At 62.4% G+C, this 16,997-nt stretch carries 20 protein-coding genes; 13 read left to right on the top strand and 7 right to left on the bottom strand.

The annotated features are described in order from the left end of the window. From KYG_RS11080 to KYG_RS11065, 4 genes are all read left to right on the top strand, one after another. Positions 1–729 carry an ABC transporter ATP-binding protein gene (locus KYG_RS11080; RefSeq protein WP_008904990.1) on the top strand — a complete coding sequence of 243 codons (729 nt, stop codon included), beginning with the start codon at positions 1–3 and terminating at the stop codon, positions 727–729. A gap of 220 nt (positions 730–949) precedes the next feature. Next, positions 950–1,312 carry a DMT family protein gene (locus KYG_RS11075; RefSeq protein WP_008904989.1) on the top strand — a complete coding sequence of 121 codons (363 nt, stop codon included), beginning with the start codon at positions 950–952 and terminating at the stop codon, positions 1,310–1,312. Between the two features lie 168 nt (positions 1,313–1,480). After that, on the top strand, positions 1,481–2,128 hold the full coding sequence (locus KYG_RS11070) for a DUF47 domain-containing protein (protein ID WP_008904988.1): 648 nt from the start codon (positions 1,481–1,483) through the stop codon (positions 2,126–2,128). A gap of 19 nt (positions 2,129–2,147) precedes the next feature. Further along, positions 2,148–3,158, top strand: a complete 1,011-nt coding sequence (locus tag KYG_RS11065; RefSeq protein WP_008904987.1) for an inorganic phosphate transporter — start codon at positions 2,148–2,150, stop codon at positions 3,156–3,158. 136 nt (positions 3,159–3,294) lie between these two features. Here KYG_RS11065 and KYG_RS11060 read toward each other — a convergent pair whose 3' ends face one another. Both KYG_RS11060 and KYG_RS11055 read right to left on the bottom strand, forming a co-directional pair. Beyond that, on the bottom strand, positions 3,295–3,741 hold the full coding sequence (locus KYG_RS11060) for a TM2 domain-containing protein (RefSeq protein WP_034694328.1): 447 nt from the start codon (positions 3,739–3,741) through the stop codon (positions 3,295–3,297). Positions 3,742–3,757: 16 nt separating this feature from the next. After that, on the bottom strand, positions 3,758–4,279 hold the full coding sequence (locus tag KYG_RS11055) for a GNAT family N-acetyltransferase (protein WP_008904985.1): 522 nt from the start codon (positions 4,277–4,279) through the stop codon (positions 3,758–3,760). Positions 4,280–4,627: 348 nt separating this feature from the next. On the opposite strand from KYG_RS11055, the gene rpsP reads away from it, so the two are divergent. The 6 genes from rpsP (at position 4,628) to KYG_RS11025 (ending at position 8,671) form a co-directional block, all read left to right on the top strand. Beyond that, positions 4,628–4,879, top strand: coding sequence for a 30S ribosomal protein S16 (gene rpsP, locus KYG_RS11050; RefSeq protein ID WP_008904984.1), 252 nt, complete (start codon positions 4,628–4,630; stop codon positions 4,877–4,879). 75 nt (positions 4,880–4,954) lie between these two features. Next, entirely contained in the window at positions 4,955–5,524 is a 570-nt protein-coding gene (gene rimM, locus KYG_RS11045) for a ribosome maturation factor RimM (RefSeq protein ID WP_008904983.1), read from the top strand. A gap of 29 nt (positions 5,525–5,553) precedes the next feature. After that, positions 5,554–6,312, top strand: coding sequence for a tRNA (guanosine(37)-N1)-methyltransferase TrmD (gene trmD / locus KYG_RS11040; protein ID WP_008904982.1), 759 nt, complete (start codon positions 5,554–5,556; stop codon positions 6,310–6,312). 128 nt (positions 6,313–6,440) lie between these two features. After that, positions 6,441–6,833 (top strand): 50S ribosomal protein L19, encoded by a 393-nt coding sequence (gene rplS / locus KYG_RS11035; protein WP_008904981.1) that lies wholly within the window; start codon positions 6,441–6,443, stop codon positions 6,831–6,833. Positions 6,834–6,954: 121 nt separating this feature from the next. After that, entirely contained in the window at positions 6,955–7,629 is a 675-nt protein-coding gene (locus KYG_RS11030) for a CoA pyrophosphatase (RefSeq protein WP_008904980.1), read from the top strand. A 55-nt stretch (positions 7,630–7,684) separates the two neighbouring features. Next, complete coding sequence (locus tag KYG_RS11025; protein WP_008904979.1) at positions 7,685–8,671, top strand: CobD/CbiB family protein; 987 nt, start codon at positions 7,685–7,687, stop codon at positions 8,669–8,671. Positions 8,672–8,713: 42 nt separating this feature from the next. On the opposite strand, the gene rsgA is transcribed toward KYG_RS11025, so the two are convergent. From rsgA to KYG_RS11010, 3 genes are read right to left on the bottom strand one after another with little or no spacing between them, the layout of a single operon-like run. Beyond that, complete coding sequence (rsgA, locus tag KYG_RS11020) at positions 8,714–9,658, bottom strand: ribosome small subunit-dependent GTPase A (RefSeq protein ID WP_008904978.1); 945 nt, start codon at positions 9,656–9,658, stop codon at positions 8,714–8,716. 23 nt (positions 9,659–9,681) lie between these two features. Beyond that, entirely contained in the window at positions 9,682–10,017 is a 336-nt protein-coding gene (locus KYG_RS11015; RefSeq protein WP_008904977.1) for a 4a-hydroxytetrahydrobiopterin dehydratase, read from the bottom strand. Beyond that, a complete protein-coding gene (locus tag KYG_RS11010) occupies positions 10,014–11,321 on the bottom strand; it encodes a M48 family metallopeptidase (protein WP_034694322.1) in 1,308 nt (435 codons plus the stop codon). The genes KYG_RS11015 and KYG_RS11010 overlap by 4 nt, the downstream gene beginning before the upstream one ends. 37 nt (positions 11,322–11,358) lie before the next feature. On the opposite strand from KYG_RS11010, the gene orn reads away from it, so the two are divergent. The 3 genes from orn to KYG_RS10995 all read left to right on the top strand — a co-directional run bounded on the left by orn (position 11,359) and on the right by KYG_RS10995 (position 15,727). Next, complete coding sequence (orn, locus tag KYG_RS11005; protein WP_008904975.1) at positions 11,359–11,937, top strand: oligoribonuclease; 579 nt, start codon at positions 11,359–11,361, stop codon at positions 11,935–11,937. Between the two features lie 309 nt (positions 11,938–12,246). Next, a complete protein-coding gene (locus KYG_RS11000) occupies positions 12,247–14,124 on the top strand; it encodes a DEAD/DEAH box helicase (protein WP_008904974.1) in 1,878 nt (625 codons plus the stop codon). A 175-nt stretch (positions 14,125–14,299) separates the two neighbouring features. Continuing rightward, positions 14,300–15,727 carry a diguanylate cyclase domain-containing protein gene (locus tag KYG_RS10995; RefSeq protein ID WP_050813846.1) on the top strand — a complete coding sequence of 476 codons (1,428 nt, stop codon included), beginning with the start codon at positions 14,300–14,302 and terminating at the stop codon, positions 15,725–15,727. Between the two features lie 32 nt (positions 15,728–15,759). Here the strand turns inward: KYG_RS10995 and KYG_RS25175 are convergent, their stop codons facing one another. Both KYG_RS25175 and KYG_RS10990 read right to left on the bottom strand, forming a co-directional pair. Further along, on the bottom strand, positions 15,760–15,966 hold the full coding sequence (locus KYG_RS25175; RefSeq protein ID WP_008904972.1) for a hypothetical protein: 207 nt from the start codon (positions 15,964–15,966) through the stop codon (positions 15,760–15,762). 17 nt (positions 15,967–15,983) lie between these two features. Next, the gene (locus KYG_RS10990; protein WP_237707250.1) at positions 15,984–16,889 is read right to left on the bottom strand and encodes an HD-GYP domain-containing protein; all 906 of its coding nucleotides are present in this window, start codon (positions 16,887–16,889) and stop codon (positions 15,984–15,986) included. Between the last annotated feature and the right edge of the window lie 108 nt (positions 16,890–16,997).

Below are 16,997 nucleotides of genomic sequence, written 5' to 3'. Positions count from 1 at the left end.
ATGGCCGAAAAATCCAACAAGGTACTGCTGCAGGTCAAGGGCCTGAAAGTGGCCTACGGCGGTATCCAGGCCGTGAAGGGCGTGGACTTTGAAGTGCGCGAGGGCGAGCTGGTCTCGCTGATCGGCTCCAACGGCGCCGGCAAGACCACCACCATGAAGGCCATCACCGGCACCCTGGGCATGAACGATGGCGACATCCTGTACCTGGGCGAGAGCATCAAGGGCAAGGGCGCGTGGGACCTGGTGAAGAAGGGCTTGGTGATGGTGCCGGAAGGCCGCGGCGTATTCGCCCGCATGACCATCACCGAGAACCTGCAGATGGGCGCCTACACGCGCCGCGACAAGGCGGGCATCCTGGCCGACATCGAAAAGATGTTCACCATCTTCCCGCGTCTGCGCGAACGCAAGGACCAGCTCGCTGGCACCATGTCGGGTGGCGAGCAGCAGATGCTGGCCATGGGCCGCGCGCTGATGAGCCAGCCCAAGGTGCTGCTGTTGGACGAGCCCTCCATGGGCCTGTCGCCCATCATGGTGGACAAGATCTTTGAAGTGGTGCGCGACGTGTACGCCCTGGGCGTGACCATTTTGCTGGTGGAGCAGAACGCCAGCCGTGCGCTGGCGATTGCCGATCGTGGCTACGTGATGGAATCCGGCCTGATCACCATGTCGGGCCCGGGCCAGGAGCTGCTGAACGACCCCAAGGTGCGCGCCGCTTATCTGGGCGAGTGAGTTCCGGCGCTTGCGCAGCACGGGTGACCCGTGTGCTGCGCACGGGGCTGACCGACAAGGCACTGCCGTACGGCAGTGCCTTTTTTTGTGGGTCGCGCGCGCCCTGCGTGTTGCATCGGTTGGTGCTATTATTTTTGTAGCTATTGGCGCATGTGTACCAAGCGCCAGGCCTTGTTTTTGTTCATAATTCGCGGTTTCGGCCACCCGGTTCCGCTCCCTGATGTCCACCCTGCAAGCCCTGCCCATCTCGCTCCAGACAGTTCTGCTTCTGGTGGCGAGCAATGTTTTCATGACGTTCGCCTGGTACGGGCACCTCAAGAACCTGGCTACCTCACCGTGGTACATCGCGGCACTGGTGAGCTGGGGGATCGCGCTGTTCGAGTACCTGCTGCAGGTGCCTGCCAACCGCATTGGCTATACCCAGTTCAACATCGGGCAGCTCAAGATCATGCAGGAGGTGATCACGCTGGCGGTGTTTGTGCCGTTTGCCGTCTTCTATATGGGGCAGCCGCTCAAGTGGGACTACCTGTGGGCCGGGCTGTGCCTGGTGGGGGCGGTGTACTTCATTTTTCGCAGTGCCTGATGCATTGAGCGGTCCATGCGCGGCCCCTGCAGGATGCGCGCGCCTCGGGTGGTGTGCCGTTGCAGACGTGCAAAGGCGGCCGGTTAAACTCGCCTGTCACAAAAAAGTCATGCATTTGTCATGGTTTTTTCTCTCACCCCATAAATCGGTCCCGATCCAGGAGTCTCCATGTTGTTTGCCAAGCTGTTGCCACGCGAAGGCAATTTTTTCGAAATGTTCAACCAGCATGCGGACCGCATCGTCGAGGCTGCGCGGGCCTTCTCGCAGCTGGTGGCGAACTACAGCGACCCGCACCTGCGCGACAAGTACAACCAGGACGTGGACAACGCCGAGCGGGCCGCCGACCGTGTGACGCACGACGTGAACAAGGCCATCCACAAGACGTTCATCACCCCGATTGACCGTGAGCAGATTCATGCGCTTATCAACACCATGGATGACGTGGCCGACCTGATCCAGGACTCGGCCGAAACCATGGCGCTGTACGACGTGCGCCACATGACCGAGGAAATCACCCGCCTTACGGACCTGAGCCTCAAGTGCTGCGAGCGCGTGCGCGACGCCGTGAAGCTGCTCGACAAGATTGCCGATCCGGCCGTGGCCGAGGCCGCGCTCAAGACCTGCGAAGAAATCGACAAGCTCGAATCGGACGCCGACCGCGTGATGCGCAGCGCGATGAGCAAGCTGTTCCGCGAAGAGCCCGATGTGCGCGAGGTGATCAAGCTCAAGGCGATCTATGAGCTTCTGGAGACCATCACCGACAAGTGCGAGGACGTGGCCAACTGCATCGAGGGCATCGTCCTCGAAAACTCCTGATTTCTGCAGGCGGACCATTATGGAAACCGTACAGACAGCCCTGTGGGTTGTGGTGATGCTCGTGGCCCTCGCGATCCTGTTCGACTTCATGAACGGGTTCCATGACGCGGCCAATTCGATTGCCACGGTGGTATCCACCGGAGTGCTCAAGCCTGGGCAGGCCGTCCTGTTCGCGGCCTTTTTCAACTTCATTGCCATCTTTGTGTTTCACCTGAGCGTGGCCGCCACCGTGGGCAAGGGCATCGTGCAGCCGGGCGTGGTGGACACCCATGTGGTATTTGGTGCGCTGGTAGGCGCCATCAGCTGGAACGTGATCACCTGGTACTACGGCATTCCCAGCAGCTCCTCGCACGCGCTGATCGGCGGCATCGTGGGCGCCGTGATCGCCAAGGCCGGCGCGGGTGCGCTGATCTCGGCCGGGATCCTCAAGACGGTGGCGTTCATCTTCGTCTCGCCGCTGCTCGGGTTCCTGCTGGGCTCCATCCTGATGGTGGCGGTGGCACACATCTTTCGCAGGGCACGCCCGAGCCGGGTGGACAAATGGTTCCGGCGTCTGCAGCTGGTGTCTGCCGGTGCCTACAGCCTGGGCCATGGCGGCAACGATGCCCAAAAGACCATCGGCATCATCTGGCTGCTGCTGATTGCAACGGGTTATACCTCGGCGTCTGACGCGGCACCCCCCACCTGGACCATCGTGAGCTGCTACGTGGCGATTGGCCTGGGCACGATGTTCGGTGGCTGGCGCATCGTGAAAACCATGGGCCAGAAGATCACCAAGCTCAAGCCCGTGGGCGGGTTTTGTGCCGAAACGGGCGGGGCGATGACGCTGTTTCTGGCGACCATGCTGGGCATTCCGGTCTCGACCACCCACACCATCACCGGCGCCATCGTCGGTGTGGGGTCTACCCAGCGTGCCAGCGCCGTGCGCTGGGGCGTGGCAGGCAACATTGTCTGGGCGTGGATACTGACGATTCCAGCCAGCGCCTTCATGGCTGCTGTGGCGTACTGGATCAGTCTGCAGATTTTCTGAGGACTGCCCCTGTCGAAAACCACCGGCAGGGCGCCGCCATGCACCGGCATCTTCAGTGGGAGAGTGCTGCGCGAGTTCTTTGTGCTATTAAATTAATAGCTATAAGCGCTTTTCTGGTAAGCGCTGGCGGCTGATTTCACTGAGAAATCTTGCGCGCTTCCTCAATCTGGTACTCAAAATACCGCTGAAAGCTGAACGCGAGGCTGGCCATGAGCACCGTGGTGCCGATCAGCAGCGACGCCACAATCGCGCCGATGGTGGTCCAGCGGGTCTGCCCCTGCACGGCGTCGGGGGCTGCCGTGGGGTTGTAGCGCGCATTCCAGACCTCGGGCGTCTTCAGGGCAAACACGATGGCCTGCAAGGCGCAACCCGCGATCGTGAAGCCCAGGAGCGGGATCAGCACCCAGCTGTAGTGGTCGTCCTGGCCGAGCTGCTGTACCCGCTGTATGCCGTAGATGCCCAGCGCTGTCGGGATCGGCAGCAACCAGCCCAGCATGTCGGTCAGGCCATGCAGGTAAAAGCGGTGCAGGCCCAGCGGCCCGCCCAGAAAGGCCAGCCAGGCCGCCACGGTCTTGTTCTTGATCATGCGGAGCCTGCTCTCACTCGGGGGAGGTGGTATCGCCCGCGCCCAGCGTCTTCTCCATGAGGACGATGTCGCGCCAGGCGCCGAACTTCCAGCCTACCGAGCGCATGACGCCCACATCGGTAAAGCCCAGTGCCCGGTGCACACCGATGGAGCCCGCGTTGGCCGAGTCGCCGATCACGGCCAGCAACTTGCGCACGCCTGCTGCCTCGCACTGCACGGCCAGCTCGGCCAGAAGTTGGCGGCCCAGGCCCATGCCGCGGGCGCTGTCGGCCACATAGATTGAATCTTCGGCAGAAAACCGGTAGGCAGGGCGGGGCTTGAACCAGTTGGCGTAGGCAAAGCCCAGCACTTCGCCGTCTTTTTCAGCCACCAGCCAGGGAAGCCCGCGGGCCAGCACGTCGGCGCGGCGTCCGGTCATGTCGGCTTCGGAAGGCGGATCGATCTCGAACGTACCCGTGCCGTGCAGCACATGGTGCTGGTAAATGGCCGTGATGGCGGGAATGTCGCTGTCGGTGCTGGGTCGAATGGTGGGCATATCTGAGGGGTGTGGTGCACATTGGCGTGCACAAAAAGGCCGGGAAAACTGCCCGGCAACTCGGGCGTTCTGCGCGCCGCAGTATAGAGACTTGAGCTGGGGCACGGCAGTGTGCCAAGCCCTTTGCCCCGCGTCCTCCAGGGGTTGGTGGACAGGGCAGACATTGCTGCCCGTGCGAGCTGCTGACGGAGAATGACACGCCGTACCAGGAAACCGATATAATCGCGGGCTTTGCAGCGTGTCGCTGGCCGGGTGGCCATGTCGCGTGTCTCAAGCGTTGCGAATATGGTTGCGAACACTGTGGCTCAAGGCAAATGTTGCCGGAGTTCACCACCCGAAGGATAAATCATGGTCGTCATTCGACTCTCCCGCGGCGGCTCCAAGGGCCGTCCTTTCTTCAACATCGTCGTTGCTGACAAGCGCGTGCGCCGTGATGGCCGCTTCATCGAGCGCATCGGCTTCTACAACCCCACCGCCAAGGAATCCGAAGAAGGCCTGCGCATCGTGCAAGACCGTCTGACGTACTGGAAGAGCGTGGGCGCCCAGTCCTCGCCCACCGTGGACCGCCTGATCAAGCAAGCCGCCAAGAAGGCTGCTTAAAGCTCCCTGAAAAGGGCGGGTTTCGTCGGCATGCCTGGCGAAACCCGCCCTTTTCCTATTCTGGAATCTTCCACCATGGCCACCCACCTGACCCTCGAGCCCGCAGAGCTGCCCACAGACGCCGTTGAAGTGGGGCGCATTGCCGATGCCTGGGGGGTGAAGGGCTGGTTCAAGGTGCTGTCACACAGCAGCAGCCCCGAAGCATTGTTTGCCTCCAAACGCTGGTACCTGCAGCCCTCCGAGCGGGGGGCCAAGACCTTTGCGGGCACGGTGCTTTTGTCCATCCGCCAGGCCAAGGACCATTCCGACACCGTGGTGGCCTGGGCGCAGGGCATTGATGACCGCGATGCCGCCGAAGCCTTGCGCGGTGCACGCATCTTTGTGCCGCGTTCCAGCTTTCCCACCACCTCGGAAGACGAGTACTACTGGGTCGATCTGATCGGTCTTGCGGTCGTCAACCGTGAAGGCGTGGCGCTGGGGCAGGTGCAGGAACTGATGTCCACCGGCCCGCAGACGGTGCTGGTACTGGCCTATGAACAGGACGGCAAGGCCCAGGAGCGCATGATTCCTTTTGTCTCGGCCTTCATCGACAAGGTGGACCTGGCCGCGAAACGCATCACCGTGGACTGGCAGCCTGACTACTGACCGACACACCTCCAGGGGCGCCGCCCACCATGCGTTTTGACGTCATCACCCTGTTCCCCGAGCTGTTTGCGCCGTTCCTGGCCAGCGGCGTGACCCGCCGCGCGTATGCGGGTGGGCAGGTTGATGTGCGCCTGTGGAACCCGCGCGACCACGCCGATGGCAACTACCGCCGTGTCGATGACCGGCCGTTTGGCGGCGGACCGGGCATGGTGATGATGGCTGAGCCCCTCGCCCGGTGTCTTGCCGCTATCCGGGTGGAGCGTGGTGAGGCCGGGGGCAGTCATGTGCCCCTGGTTCTTTTTTCGCCCATTGGCGAAACGCTGAACCACCCTGCCGTACAGCGCTGGTCTGCAAGTGCGGGTGCAATCCTGCTCTGCGGGCGCTATGAAGGCATTGACCAGCGTTTCATTGATGCCCATGTGGATCTGCAGATGAGTCTGGGCGACTTTGTACTGTCGGGTGGCGAAATCGCCGCCATGGCCTTGCTGGACGCCGTGGCGCGCTTGCAGCCCGGTGTGCTCAATGATGAGGGCAGCCACCAGCTCGACAGCTTCAACCCGGCGCTCGATGGCCTGCTCGATTGCCCGCACTACACGCGTCCTGAAGAATGGGCAGGACAGCAGGTGCCTGCCGCGCTGATGTCTGGCCACCATGCGCAGATCGAGCGCTGGCGGCGTGACCAGCGCCTGGCCACCACGGCCAGGCACCGGCCCGATCTCATCGAGGCGGCGCGCAAGGCAGGGCATCTGGCCCCTGCAGATGAAGCTGTATTGGCCAAGTTCGGCTGAATTGCTATAATCAAAGGCTTTTCGATCCTCTGGCCGGCCGTTTTGACAGGGAGTTCTCCTGCAAAACACTGAGACGTCAATCCCGACGCAGCCATTTTTGGCGCGGACAAGATCGTTGGATATCAAACATGAACCTGATTCAGACCCTGGAAGCGGAAGAAATCGCCCGCTTGAACAAGACCATCCCTGAATTCGCCCCTGGTGACACCGTCATCGTCAGCGTGAACGTGGTGGAAGGTACCCGCAAGCGCGTGCAGGCCTACGAAGGTGTGGTGATTGCCAAGCGCAATCGCGGCCTCAACAGCGGCTTCACCGTGCGCAAGATCTCCAGCGGCGAAGGCGTGGAGCGTACGTTCCAGACCTACAGCCCGCTGATCGCCGGCATCGAAGTCAAGCGCCGTGGTGACGTGCGCCGCGCCAAGCTGTACTACCTGCGTGACCGCAGCGGCAAGTCGGCACGTATCAAGGAAAAGCTGCCACAGCGCGTCAACAAGGCCAAGGCGGCAACCGCCGCCGCATAAGGCACTGCCGCATCCTGGCAAGCCGCTACAGTTCGGTCTGTAGCGGCTTTTTTTTGTCCGGTCTTCGCCCCTGGTTGTGAAAATTTCGCCCAACTCCGCCGTTTCGTCCGTGATCGCTCCCTTGTCGAGCCTGCCGGATTTCGACCCGCGCCTCGTGCCCGTGGTGGGCACAGACGAGCAACTACCTGCCGTTCCCGCCCATGCCCAAACCGCAGACGCGCTGCGCGCCCGGTTTGCCGCTCCCCCACGGTGGGAGCCTGAGGTATTGCTGGAAAAGAAGTTCATGAACCGGCCGCCCGCGCACGCGTCGGTGCTGATCGCGGTGGTGCTTCGGCAGCAACCGACGGTGCTGCTGACGGAACGCACGGCCCACTTGTCCACGCATTCAGGGCAGGTGGCCTTCCCTGGCGGTCGGGCGGATCCCGAGGATGCCACCCCTGCCCACACCGCCTTGCGCGAGGCCCAGGAGGAGGTGGGGCTGGCGCCGGAATTTGTGGAGGTGCTGGGCGCACTGCCCACCTATGTCACCGGTTCGTCCTTCATCATCACGCCCGTGGTGGCGCTGGTGCGGCCCGACTGCGTGCTGCAGCCGAACCCCTACGAGGTGGCAGACCTCTTTGAAGTGCCGCTCGATTTCTTGCTGAACCCGGCCAACCACCGCCGCCATGTTTTTGACCTGGATGGTGTCCACCGGGAATGGTTTTCGATGCCCTACCAGCAGGGTGACAAGATCCACTTCATCTGGGGTGCCACGGCAGGGATGCTGCGCAACTTCTACCGGTTCATGCTGGCGTGAAGCAAGGCTGCCCTGCAGGGCGCGGACCGGGGTGAACCGCCAGTATCATTGCCCCATGAGTTTCTTCGCCATCCTGTTCGCTCTGCTGATCGAGCAGGCCCGTCCTCTGGCACGTACCAACCCCATCCATGCGGGCCTTCGTGCGTGGGCACTATCTGTCAGCCGCAATTTTGACGCGGGCAAGCAGCACCACGGCTGGGTGGCGTGGTGCCTTGCAGTCCTTGTGCCGGCACTGGTCACGCTAGCCATCCACTGGCTGCTGCTGTGGGGATTGGGTTGGCCGTTTGCGGTGCTCTGGAGCGTTGCTGTGCTCTATATCACATTGGGCTTTCGGCAGTTCAGCCACCACTTCACCAGCATTCGCGATGCGCTGGAAGAGGGCGACGAAGATGCTGCCCGCGAGCGGCTGGCCCACTGGCAACAGGTTGACGTAGGTGCGCTGCCGCGCAGCGAGATCGTGCGCCACGTGATCGAATATTCGGTGCTGGCAGCGCACCGGCATGTGTTTGGCGTGCTGGCGTGGTTTTCGGTGCTCGCGGCGCTGGGCCTGGGCCCTACGGGCGCGGTGCTTTATCGTCTGGCCGAGTTCGTGTCACGCCACTGGCACTACCGGCTGCGCTCGGGCGCACAGCCCGCCAGTGCCTCACTGCAGAGGGCTTCTGCCCAGGCGTGGACGGCCATCGATTGGCTTCCGGCGCGGCTCACTGCCCTGAGCTTCGCGGTGGTTGGCAGTTTTGAAGAGGCGATCGAGGGATGGCGTTTTCATGCCCAGCGTTTTCCCAACGACAACGATGGCGTGGTGCTTGCCGCAACGGCGGGTGCCATCAACGTGCGCCTGGGCGGAGAAGCGCTGAAGGCCCGCACGGACCTTCATGCGCCGCAGGGGCTGGAGATCGATGCGGATCTGGGCGACAGCGACGCCACCCCCGGCCGCGAACCCGAAGTGGGGCACCTGCGCAGCGTGGTGGGGCTGGTATGGCGCTCCGTGGTGGTGTGGATGCTGCTGCTGGCGCTGCTCACCCTGGCGCGCCTGCTGGGCTAGGCGTAAGCCCGGTTTGGGTCGCCTTCGGCGCCTTGCGCGCCTTCAATACCGCGTGTGGCTCAGCTCTTCAAACAGATCGCTATAAATTTTATAGCGTGTTGCGCTTATTCCACCTGCGCCGGGGCCTGATTTGACTGCATCCAGAACACCGCAGCCGGGCTCGTGCAGGTGGGTGCAGTTGTAAAACTTGCAGGCAGTCGCATGGGCAGCAATATCGGGCATGCAGGCCGCCAGTTGCATGGGGGCAATGTGGTACAGCCCAAATTCCTGGAACCCTGGCGAATCGATGAGGGCGGTGGTGCGGGCTTTGTCCATCCAGTACCAGTGCGTGCTGGTGGTGGTGTGTTTGCCCGAATTCAGGGCCTGGGAGATTTCGCCGGTGAGCACGGAGGCGCCTGGCACCAGCAGATTGATGAGGGTGCTCTTGCCCGACCCCGAGGGGCCCAGCACCAGGGTGGTCTTGCCCTGCAGGTGCTCCATCAGCAGGGCGCGGTCCACGTCACTTGACAGCGTCAGCGACAACGGGAGCACGCCATAGTGTTTGCCGCCGCCCATGTGCCGGTAGGGCAGCAGGCGCTCCCAGGCGCGGGCGAAGGGTTCGACCAGGTCGCTCTTGTTGAGCGCGATGATGGGCGTGATGCCCTCGGCCTCGGCAGCGATCAGTGCACGCGCAAGCTGGCTTTCTGAAAAGACGGGTTCGGCGGCGATCAGGATCAACACCTGGTCGAGGTTGGCAGCAAAGGATTTGGTGCGGATCTCGTCCTGGCGGTAAAAGAGGTTGCGCCGTTCCTTGACCTTTTCGATGGTGCCTTCCTCGCCCTGGCCGGGTGGGGGAGCCTGCCACAGCACATGGTCACCGACCACGGCGTGGCTTTTTTTGCCACGCGGGTGGCAGATGCGGCGTTCACCATCGGGCGTCTCGACAATGCAGTGGCGCCCATGGCTGGCCACCACGGTGCCTTCCATGAGCGCGCTGCGTTCACCCATGGTGTGCAAGTCTGATCATGGGGTCAGGCCACCAGCGCATCGAACGCGCTGGCGCAGTCGAAGTCGGTGGCAGAGATGCCGTTCACATCGTGCGTGTTCAGGCGCACCACACAGCGGTTGTAGTGCACCGACAGGTCGGGGTGGTGGTCCTGGGCGTTGGCGACGAACGCCAGCGCGTTCACGAACGAGATGGTCTCGTAGTAGTTGGCGAACTGGTACGTCTTTTCGATGGCCACGTGGGCGCCGTCGCCAGTCAGGGTCCAGCCTTCGAGTTTGGCCAGATTTGCTACAACTTCAGTAGCTGTCAGCGCACGACGGGTGTGCGTTGACCAGTCTTTCTTCTTCAACATGGTGCTCATGGGTGTGCAGGGGTTTGCATGCGTGCCAACCGCTCTGTAGCGGGTGGGTGCGAGTAGTAGAACTTCACGTACACCGGGTCAGGGGTGAGCGTGGAGGCATTGTCTTCGTACAGCTTGAGCAAGGCCGAAGACAGGTCGGCGCCGCTGGCCTGGGCCACGGCGTACGCGTCTGCCTGGAACTCGTGGTGGCGCGAAAGTTGGGAGAACAGCGGGGAGATGAAAAACGTGACGACCGGCACCACGAGCATGAACAGCAGCAGGGCCAGCGCATCATTGGGGGCTGCAGCCATGGCCGGGTCGAGCGACACACTTGGCCGCACGCCCAGGCCGGTGTAGAACCACACCTGGTTGGAGAGCCAGCCCAGCAGCGCAAAGCCCGCCAGGCTCAATGCGAACAAGGTCACGATGCGCTGGATGATGTGCCGATGCTTGAAATGCCCCAGCTCATGCGCCAGCACCGCCTCGACCTCACCCGGGGCCAGCTGGCGCAAGAGGGTGTCATAGAACACCACTCGCTTTGCGGCACCAAAGCCCGTGAAGTAGGCGTTGGCATGGGCACTGCGCCGGCTGCCATCCATCACGAACAGCCCTTTGGCCGAGAAGCCGCAGCGTCGCATGAGTGCCGTCACGCGCGCCTTGAGCGACTCGTCTTCAAGCGGCTGGAACTTGTTGAACAGCGGGGCAATGAAAGTGGGATACACCACCATCAGCAGCAGGTTGAAACCCATCCAGAAGCACCAGGCCCACAGCCACCACAGCGGGCCGGTCGCGGCCATGATCCACAGGATCAGCGCGGCAATCGGCAGGCCGATGAGGGCGCCGACCAGCAGGCCCTTGAGCGCATCGGTCACCCACAGGCGGCAGGTCATCTTGTTGAAGCCAAACCGCTCTTCGACAACAAAGGTCTGGTACAGCGACAGCGGCAGGTCGATCAGGCCGCTGATGGCAGCAAAGGCGGCGAGCAGCGCGAGCTGTTGCCACATTCCGCCACCCAGGGTGCCGAGCAATGTCTGATTCAATGCGTCCAGCCCGCCCAGGAGCGTCCAGCCCAGGAGCACCGCCGCACCCAGTGCCATTTCCAGCAAACCCAGGCGCGCCTTGGTGATCGTGTAGTCCGCAGCCTTCTGGTGTGCCGCCAGAGATATGCGCTCGGCAAATGCTGCGGGGACTGCGCTGCGGTGCCGCGCCACATGCCGGATCTGGCGCGTAGCAAGCCAGAACTTGAGCGCCAGGCCCAGGGTAAGAGCGGCAGCAAACGCAAGCGTCAGCGCCATGGCGGGGGAGAAGGCTTCGGAAGTGGGCATGAACGGCGAGTTTAGGCCATCGGCGACAATGCGCGCCATGTCAGAAGCCAACAACCCCACCCCCCACGCACTTGCCAAATCTGATCAGAACCTGGTCTGGCTCGACTGCGAAATGACCGGCCTGGAGCCCGATACCGACCGCCTGCTGGAAATCGCCGTCATCGTGACGGGACCGAGTCTGGAGCCCCGCATCGAGGGGCCCGTTTTTGCGATCCACCAGTCCGATGAACTGCTGGGCAAGATGGATGCTTGGAACAAGGGCACCCACGGCCGCAGCGGCCTCATCGACAAGGTGAAGGCCTCGACCGTGACGGAGGAGGAGGCAGAGCAGCAGATCATTGCCTTCCTGAGCAAATATGTGCCCAAGGGGACCGCGCCCATGTGCGGCAACAGCATCGGTCAGGACCGGCGCTTTCTGGTGCGCTACATGCCCAAGCTGGAGCGATTCTTCCATTACCGCAACGTGGACGTGAGCACCCTTAAGGAATTGGCCAAGCGCTGGAAGCCCGAGGCCTACACCAGCTTCAAGAAAGCGCAGAAGCACACGGCCCTGGCCGACGTGCACGAATCCATTGATGAGCTGGCGCACTACCGCAAGCACCTGCTGTCGGTATAGCCGCATGGGGCCGCGGGCAGACGGCGCTCCTCGGGGAAAATGGAGCTGGAGTCGATAGGGCTTGCGGGAAAATACCTATTCATGTCATAATTAGCGGCTGCGCAGGAAAGTGTTCCTAGCAGTTTGTGCATCTCCCCTCACACACCGGGCTTGCCGGCCGACTGCCTCCAGGCAGTACAGGACCAGCGAACAACGCCCACCAGCATCCGCCCAGAGCAATGCAGGTTTCGTTTGATGGTTGATGTTTTTTAACCATTGACGAAGCCACTCGCAGGCTACGCTTGCGATCGTCTTCGTGAGAGAAAAATCATGACCGACACCTCTTTGGTGCAGGGCGAATTCGCGCCTGCCGATACTTCCTTTGCTTCCGAGATTTCCGTGCAGTCTTCCCCTCTGGACGCCGTGGTGGCAGCTGCGGCCGACGTTGCCGTGACCGCTGAACCCAACGGCTTTATTGAGTTGGGCCTCGCCCCTGAACTGGTGCAAGCCGTAGCTGACCTGGGCTACACCCAGCCCACCAGCGTGCAGCTCAAGGCCATTCCCTTGGCCATGGGCAGCGGCAACGACTCCACCAAGTTCATCGACTTGATGGTTTCCAGCCAGACTGGCAGCGGCAAGACTGCCGCCTTCCTGCTGCCTGTGCTGCACACGCTGATCAACCAGCAGGCTGCTGCCGAAGCCGAAGAGCGCGCTGCTTTCGAGCGCGCCGTGGCCGAAGCCGCCGCCCGTGGCGAACCTGCCCCCAAGCGTGCCAAACGCAAGGACCCCACCAGCTCGCGCAACTTCAAGGCCGCCACCCCTGGCGCCCTGATCCTGTGCCCCACGCGTGAACTGGCTCAGCAAGTCGCACACGATGCCATCGACCTGGTCAAGCATTGCCGTGGCCTGCGCGTGGCCAACGTGGTGGGCGGCATGCCTTACCAGCTGCAGATCGCCAAGCTGCAGAACGCCGACCTGGTGGTGGCCACTCCTGGCCGCCTGCTGGATCTGCAGCGCTCGATGCAGATCAAGCTCGACAAGGTGCAGTTCCTGGTCGTTGACGAAGCCGACCGCATGCTCGACCTGGGCTTCTCGGACGATCTGGCCGAACTGAACCAGCTGACTGCCCAGCGCAAGCAGACCATGATGTTCAGCGCCACGTTCGCACCCCGTATCCAGCAACTCGCCATGCGCGTGATGCACGACGGAGGTTCGTCTGTGCAGAAGGTCACCATTGACTCTCCGCAAGAGAAGCATGCCAACATCAAGCAGGTGCTGTACTGGGCCGACAACGCCCAGCACAAGCGCAAGATGCTGGACCACTGGCTGCGTGACACCACGATCAACCAGGCCATCGTGTTCGCCAGCACCCAGGTGGAATGCGACGGCCTGGCCAACGACCTGCAGCAAGAGGGCTTCTCGGCCGTAGCGCTGCACGGCGCCCTCAGCCAGGGTCTGCGCAACCGCCGTTTGATGGCACTGCGCGCCGGCCAGGTGCAGATCCTGGTGGCGACCGATGTGGCTGCCCGCGGCATCGACGTGCCCACCATCACCCACGTGTTCAACTTCGGCCTGCCCATGAAGGCCGAGGACTACACCCACCGCATCGGCCGTACCGGCCGTGCGGGCCGCGATGGCCTGGCCATCACGTTTGCCGAGTTCCGCGATCGCCGCAAGATCTACGACATTGAGTCGTACAGCCGCCAGCAGTTCAAGGCCGAAGTGATTCCGGGCATGGAGCCTTCGCAGCGCGCGCCGCAGGCACCTCGCGGTGGCGATTTTGGTGGTGGCCGTGGCGCTCCGGGCCGTTCGTATGACAACCGCGACAACCCATCGCGCGGCCGCTTCGGTGGTCCCGCACGTGGTGGCAATGACCGTGGTGGTTTCGGTGGTGGCTTTGGCGGTGGTTTCGCTGGCCGTGATAACCGTGGTGCTCCTGCCCGTGGTGAAGGCGGTGGCGGTTTTGCGGGCCGTGATGACCGTGGTGGCGACCGTGGTTTTGCACCGCGTCGTGACGGAGAAGGTTACGGCCGCAAGCCTGGATTTGGTGACGCAGGCCGTGGTGGCTTTGCTCCACGTGGCGATGCGGGTGCACCACGCGGTGATTTCGCGCCACGCAAGCCGGCATTTGCCAAGCCCGCTGGTGGTGGCGGCAAGCCTTTCGTGGCCCATGATGCCCGCAAGCGCCCGGCACGCCCCGCGCGTTGATGCGCACTGTCAGAGGGCTTTGCCCTCTGCTGTAAAGGCTGGTTCCGCAAGGTGCCAGCCTTTTTTCATGGCGGCGACGCTTCGGGGGCAGCTGTGATCAATGGCTCGTCAATAATGACCACCGGAGGAATCTGCTGTGTCTTCTTCGTTGTCGTCGGGTGCTGACTTTGAGCACATGTTTGATCTGGCGCCTGTGTCGCTCTGGCTGGAGGATTACAGTGACCTGAAACGGCTTTTTGACGGCTGGCGTGCCCAGGGAGTCACAGACTTGCGCTCCCATCTTGCGCAGGATCCGGGCAGGCTACGTCAGTGCAGCGCGGCCCTCAAGGTGCTCAAAGTCAACCGGCGTACGCTGGCGCTGTTTGCCGCCGAGAGCCAGCAAACGCTCGAATCAAACCTGGACAAGGTATTCAGGGATGACATGCACGACGCAGTCATCCATGAACTCGCCGCACTGTGGGCGGGGAAGCTGGAGTTTTCAAACCAGTCTGTCAACTACGCACTCGATGGCCGAAGGCTTGACGTCCAGATTCGCGCCCGCGTGCTGCCGGGCTACGAACAGGACTGGGGCCGTGTGCTGATTTCACTGGAAGACATCACGGCGCAGGTGCAGGGTGCCCTCCAGCTGCGGCGCAGCGAAAGGTACGCGCGCGACCTGTTTGAGCATTCACCGGTATCACTGTGGGTGGAGGATTTCAGCGCGGTAAAGGCACTGCTTGACGGGGTTCGCGCGAGCGGGATTGACGACTTCAAAACCTTCATCAAGGTACACCCTGAATTTGTCACACGTTGCATGCAGGAAATCCGTGTCATCGATGTCAATCAGCAGACGCTGCGCATGTTCGGGGCGTCCAGCAAGGAGATGCTGCTCAACAATATCGGGCGGGTATTCAGGGGTGAGATGCACGAATCCTTTGCCGAGCAGCTGCTCGATCTGTGGGAGGGCAAGACTTTCCAGCAGCGCGAAGTCGTCAACTACGCACTGTCCGGCGATGCGGTGTACATCCACATGCAGTTTTCGGTGTTGGCGGACTTTCTTGCCGACTGGGGGCTGGTGCTGTTGTCACTGGTGGACATCACGGCCCGCAAAAAGGCAGAGGCGTACCTGGAGTACCTTGGCAAACATGATGTCCTGACCCAGCTGCGCAACCGGGCGTTTTATGCCGAAGAGCTCAACCGCATCACCCGCAAAGGCCCGTGGCCTTTGTCCATCATCGCCATCGACCTGAACGGGCTGAAGGCGGTGAATGACGAGCAGGGCCATGCAGCAGGGGATTCACTCTTGCGCAGGGTGGGCGAAGTGCTGGCCAAGGCCGTGGATCCGCCGGCTTGTGCGGCGCGCATCGGAGGCGACGAGTTTATCGTGCTGTTGCCCGGCGTGGACGAGCGCAGCGCCCTGGCGCTTCAGGACCGGATTCTCTCCATGCTCGAGCTGAACAACCAGTTCTACCCGGGTCAGCCCGTCAGTTTGGCAATCGGCATTGCCTCATGCCAATCAGGCGATATGGTGGAGTCGGCCATCCACCGTGCTGACCAGGCGATGTATGCGGAAAAAACCAGGTACTACCAGGACAAGGGTGTTGACCGGCGGTACGCCAGCTAGCGTGGGCTGATCGGGGTTTGCTGAGAGTTGTTTCAGTGGGCGGGGACGGCGTAGCCGTACAGCCGTTCCGGTGGTACCCGGGAGAGCGAGGCTCGTTCTGTTGCGGGGCCCGTGATGGCGTACTCTGCGAGGGAGGTGTCGCGGTGCAGGGTCGTGCTGACTCCCTTGCCATGGTGGTCAGTCACTGCTGCCACCAGCGGGCAGCGCGCTTCGGGGCCGCGGCGCATCACGATACCCATCTCCCCGGACGCCAATTTTACGAGGTCCCCGGGGGGTAGATCCCCAGCACCTTGATGGCTGCCATGGACAGCGGACCGCCCTTGTCCTCTTTGAACATGCACCGTGCAGCGTCCTGGATGGACAGCGATTGGCGCAGTTGCCTTGGGGTGATGCGTGCGATGAACACATCTGCCATACGGAGCACTTGCGCAGCCTCGCTGACCGTTGAAATACCCTTCGGATAGCCCGTGCCCCCGTTCTGTTCGTGGTGTTGCAGGACTGCGGTGAGCCACTCTGAATCGGCGACGCCGGCTTTCTCAAGGAGTGCGACGCTGTGTTCAGGGTGCAGTCGTATCTGCGCGCGTTGCCGATCGAGTGCGGGGTAGTCTTGCGCCGCCATGTGCGTCTGCAACTCTGCGATGCTTGCGTTCATCGTGAGCGCGGCCAGCGTGATCAACCGGGTGCGCTCGCTTGACCAATGCAGCTGCTGTGTCATCAGCCCGCACAGGAAGGCGGTATGGACGGCATGGCTGTATCCGTAGCGCAGGTGCTTTGCCTGATCTTGCCGGATGGCCATGAAAAGGCCGAGATCGGCGTCAGCGTTAGCGAGTTCCAGAATCTCGTCTGCCAGCGCGTGAATGGCGTCAAGGCCGTCGGGCGCGTCGCTGAAATGCGGCAGGATCACTTCCAGGGCGTCGATGGCGAGGGTCCATCGGTTGTACAGACTGATGGCGGGCTTGGCCTCGGGCTCCTGCAAGGCTTCCACAGCCTTGTACTCCTCCATATCGACAAACATGCCACGTTCCAGCAAGGTTTCCAGCTGGGTATCGTTGTGAATGACATGTCCTTGCGCAAGCAGCAAGGTGCAATCCTGGTTGCGTACGTTCCAGGGTAATGGGATGCCTACCCGGACTTTGCTTTCTACCAGTTTCAAAAGTTGCATGGCGGTTCTTTGAGCCTCCGGGCGTCGGGCTGTCGGCATGCGCCCGGGGCGCCAAGGCGGCAATGCACGCCATTGTTGCAGCATGTGCGGTGATGCACAAATCCGAGG

The organism is Acidovorax sp. NO-1 (assembly GCF_000238595.1).
GTDB lineage: Bacteria > Pseudomonadota > Gammaproteobacteria > Burkholderiales > Burkholderiaceae_C > Acidovorax.
Note: the sequence above shows the minus strand (reverse complement) of the source record. Positions and strands in the feature narration are given on the sequence as shown.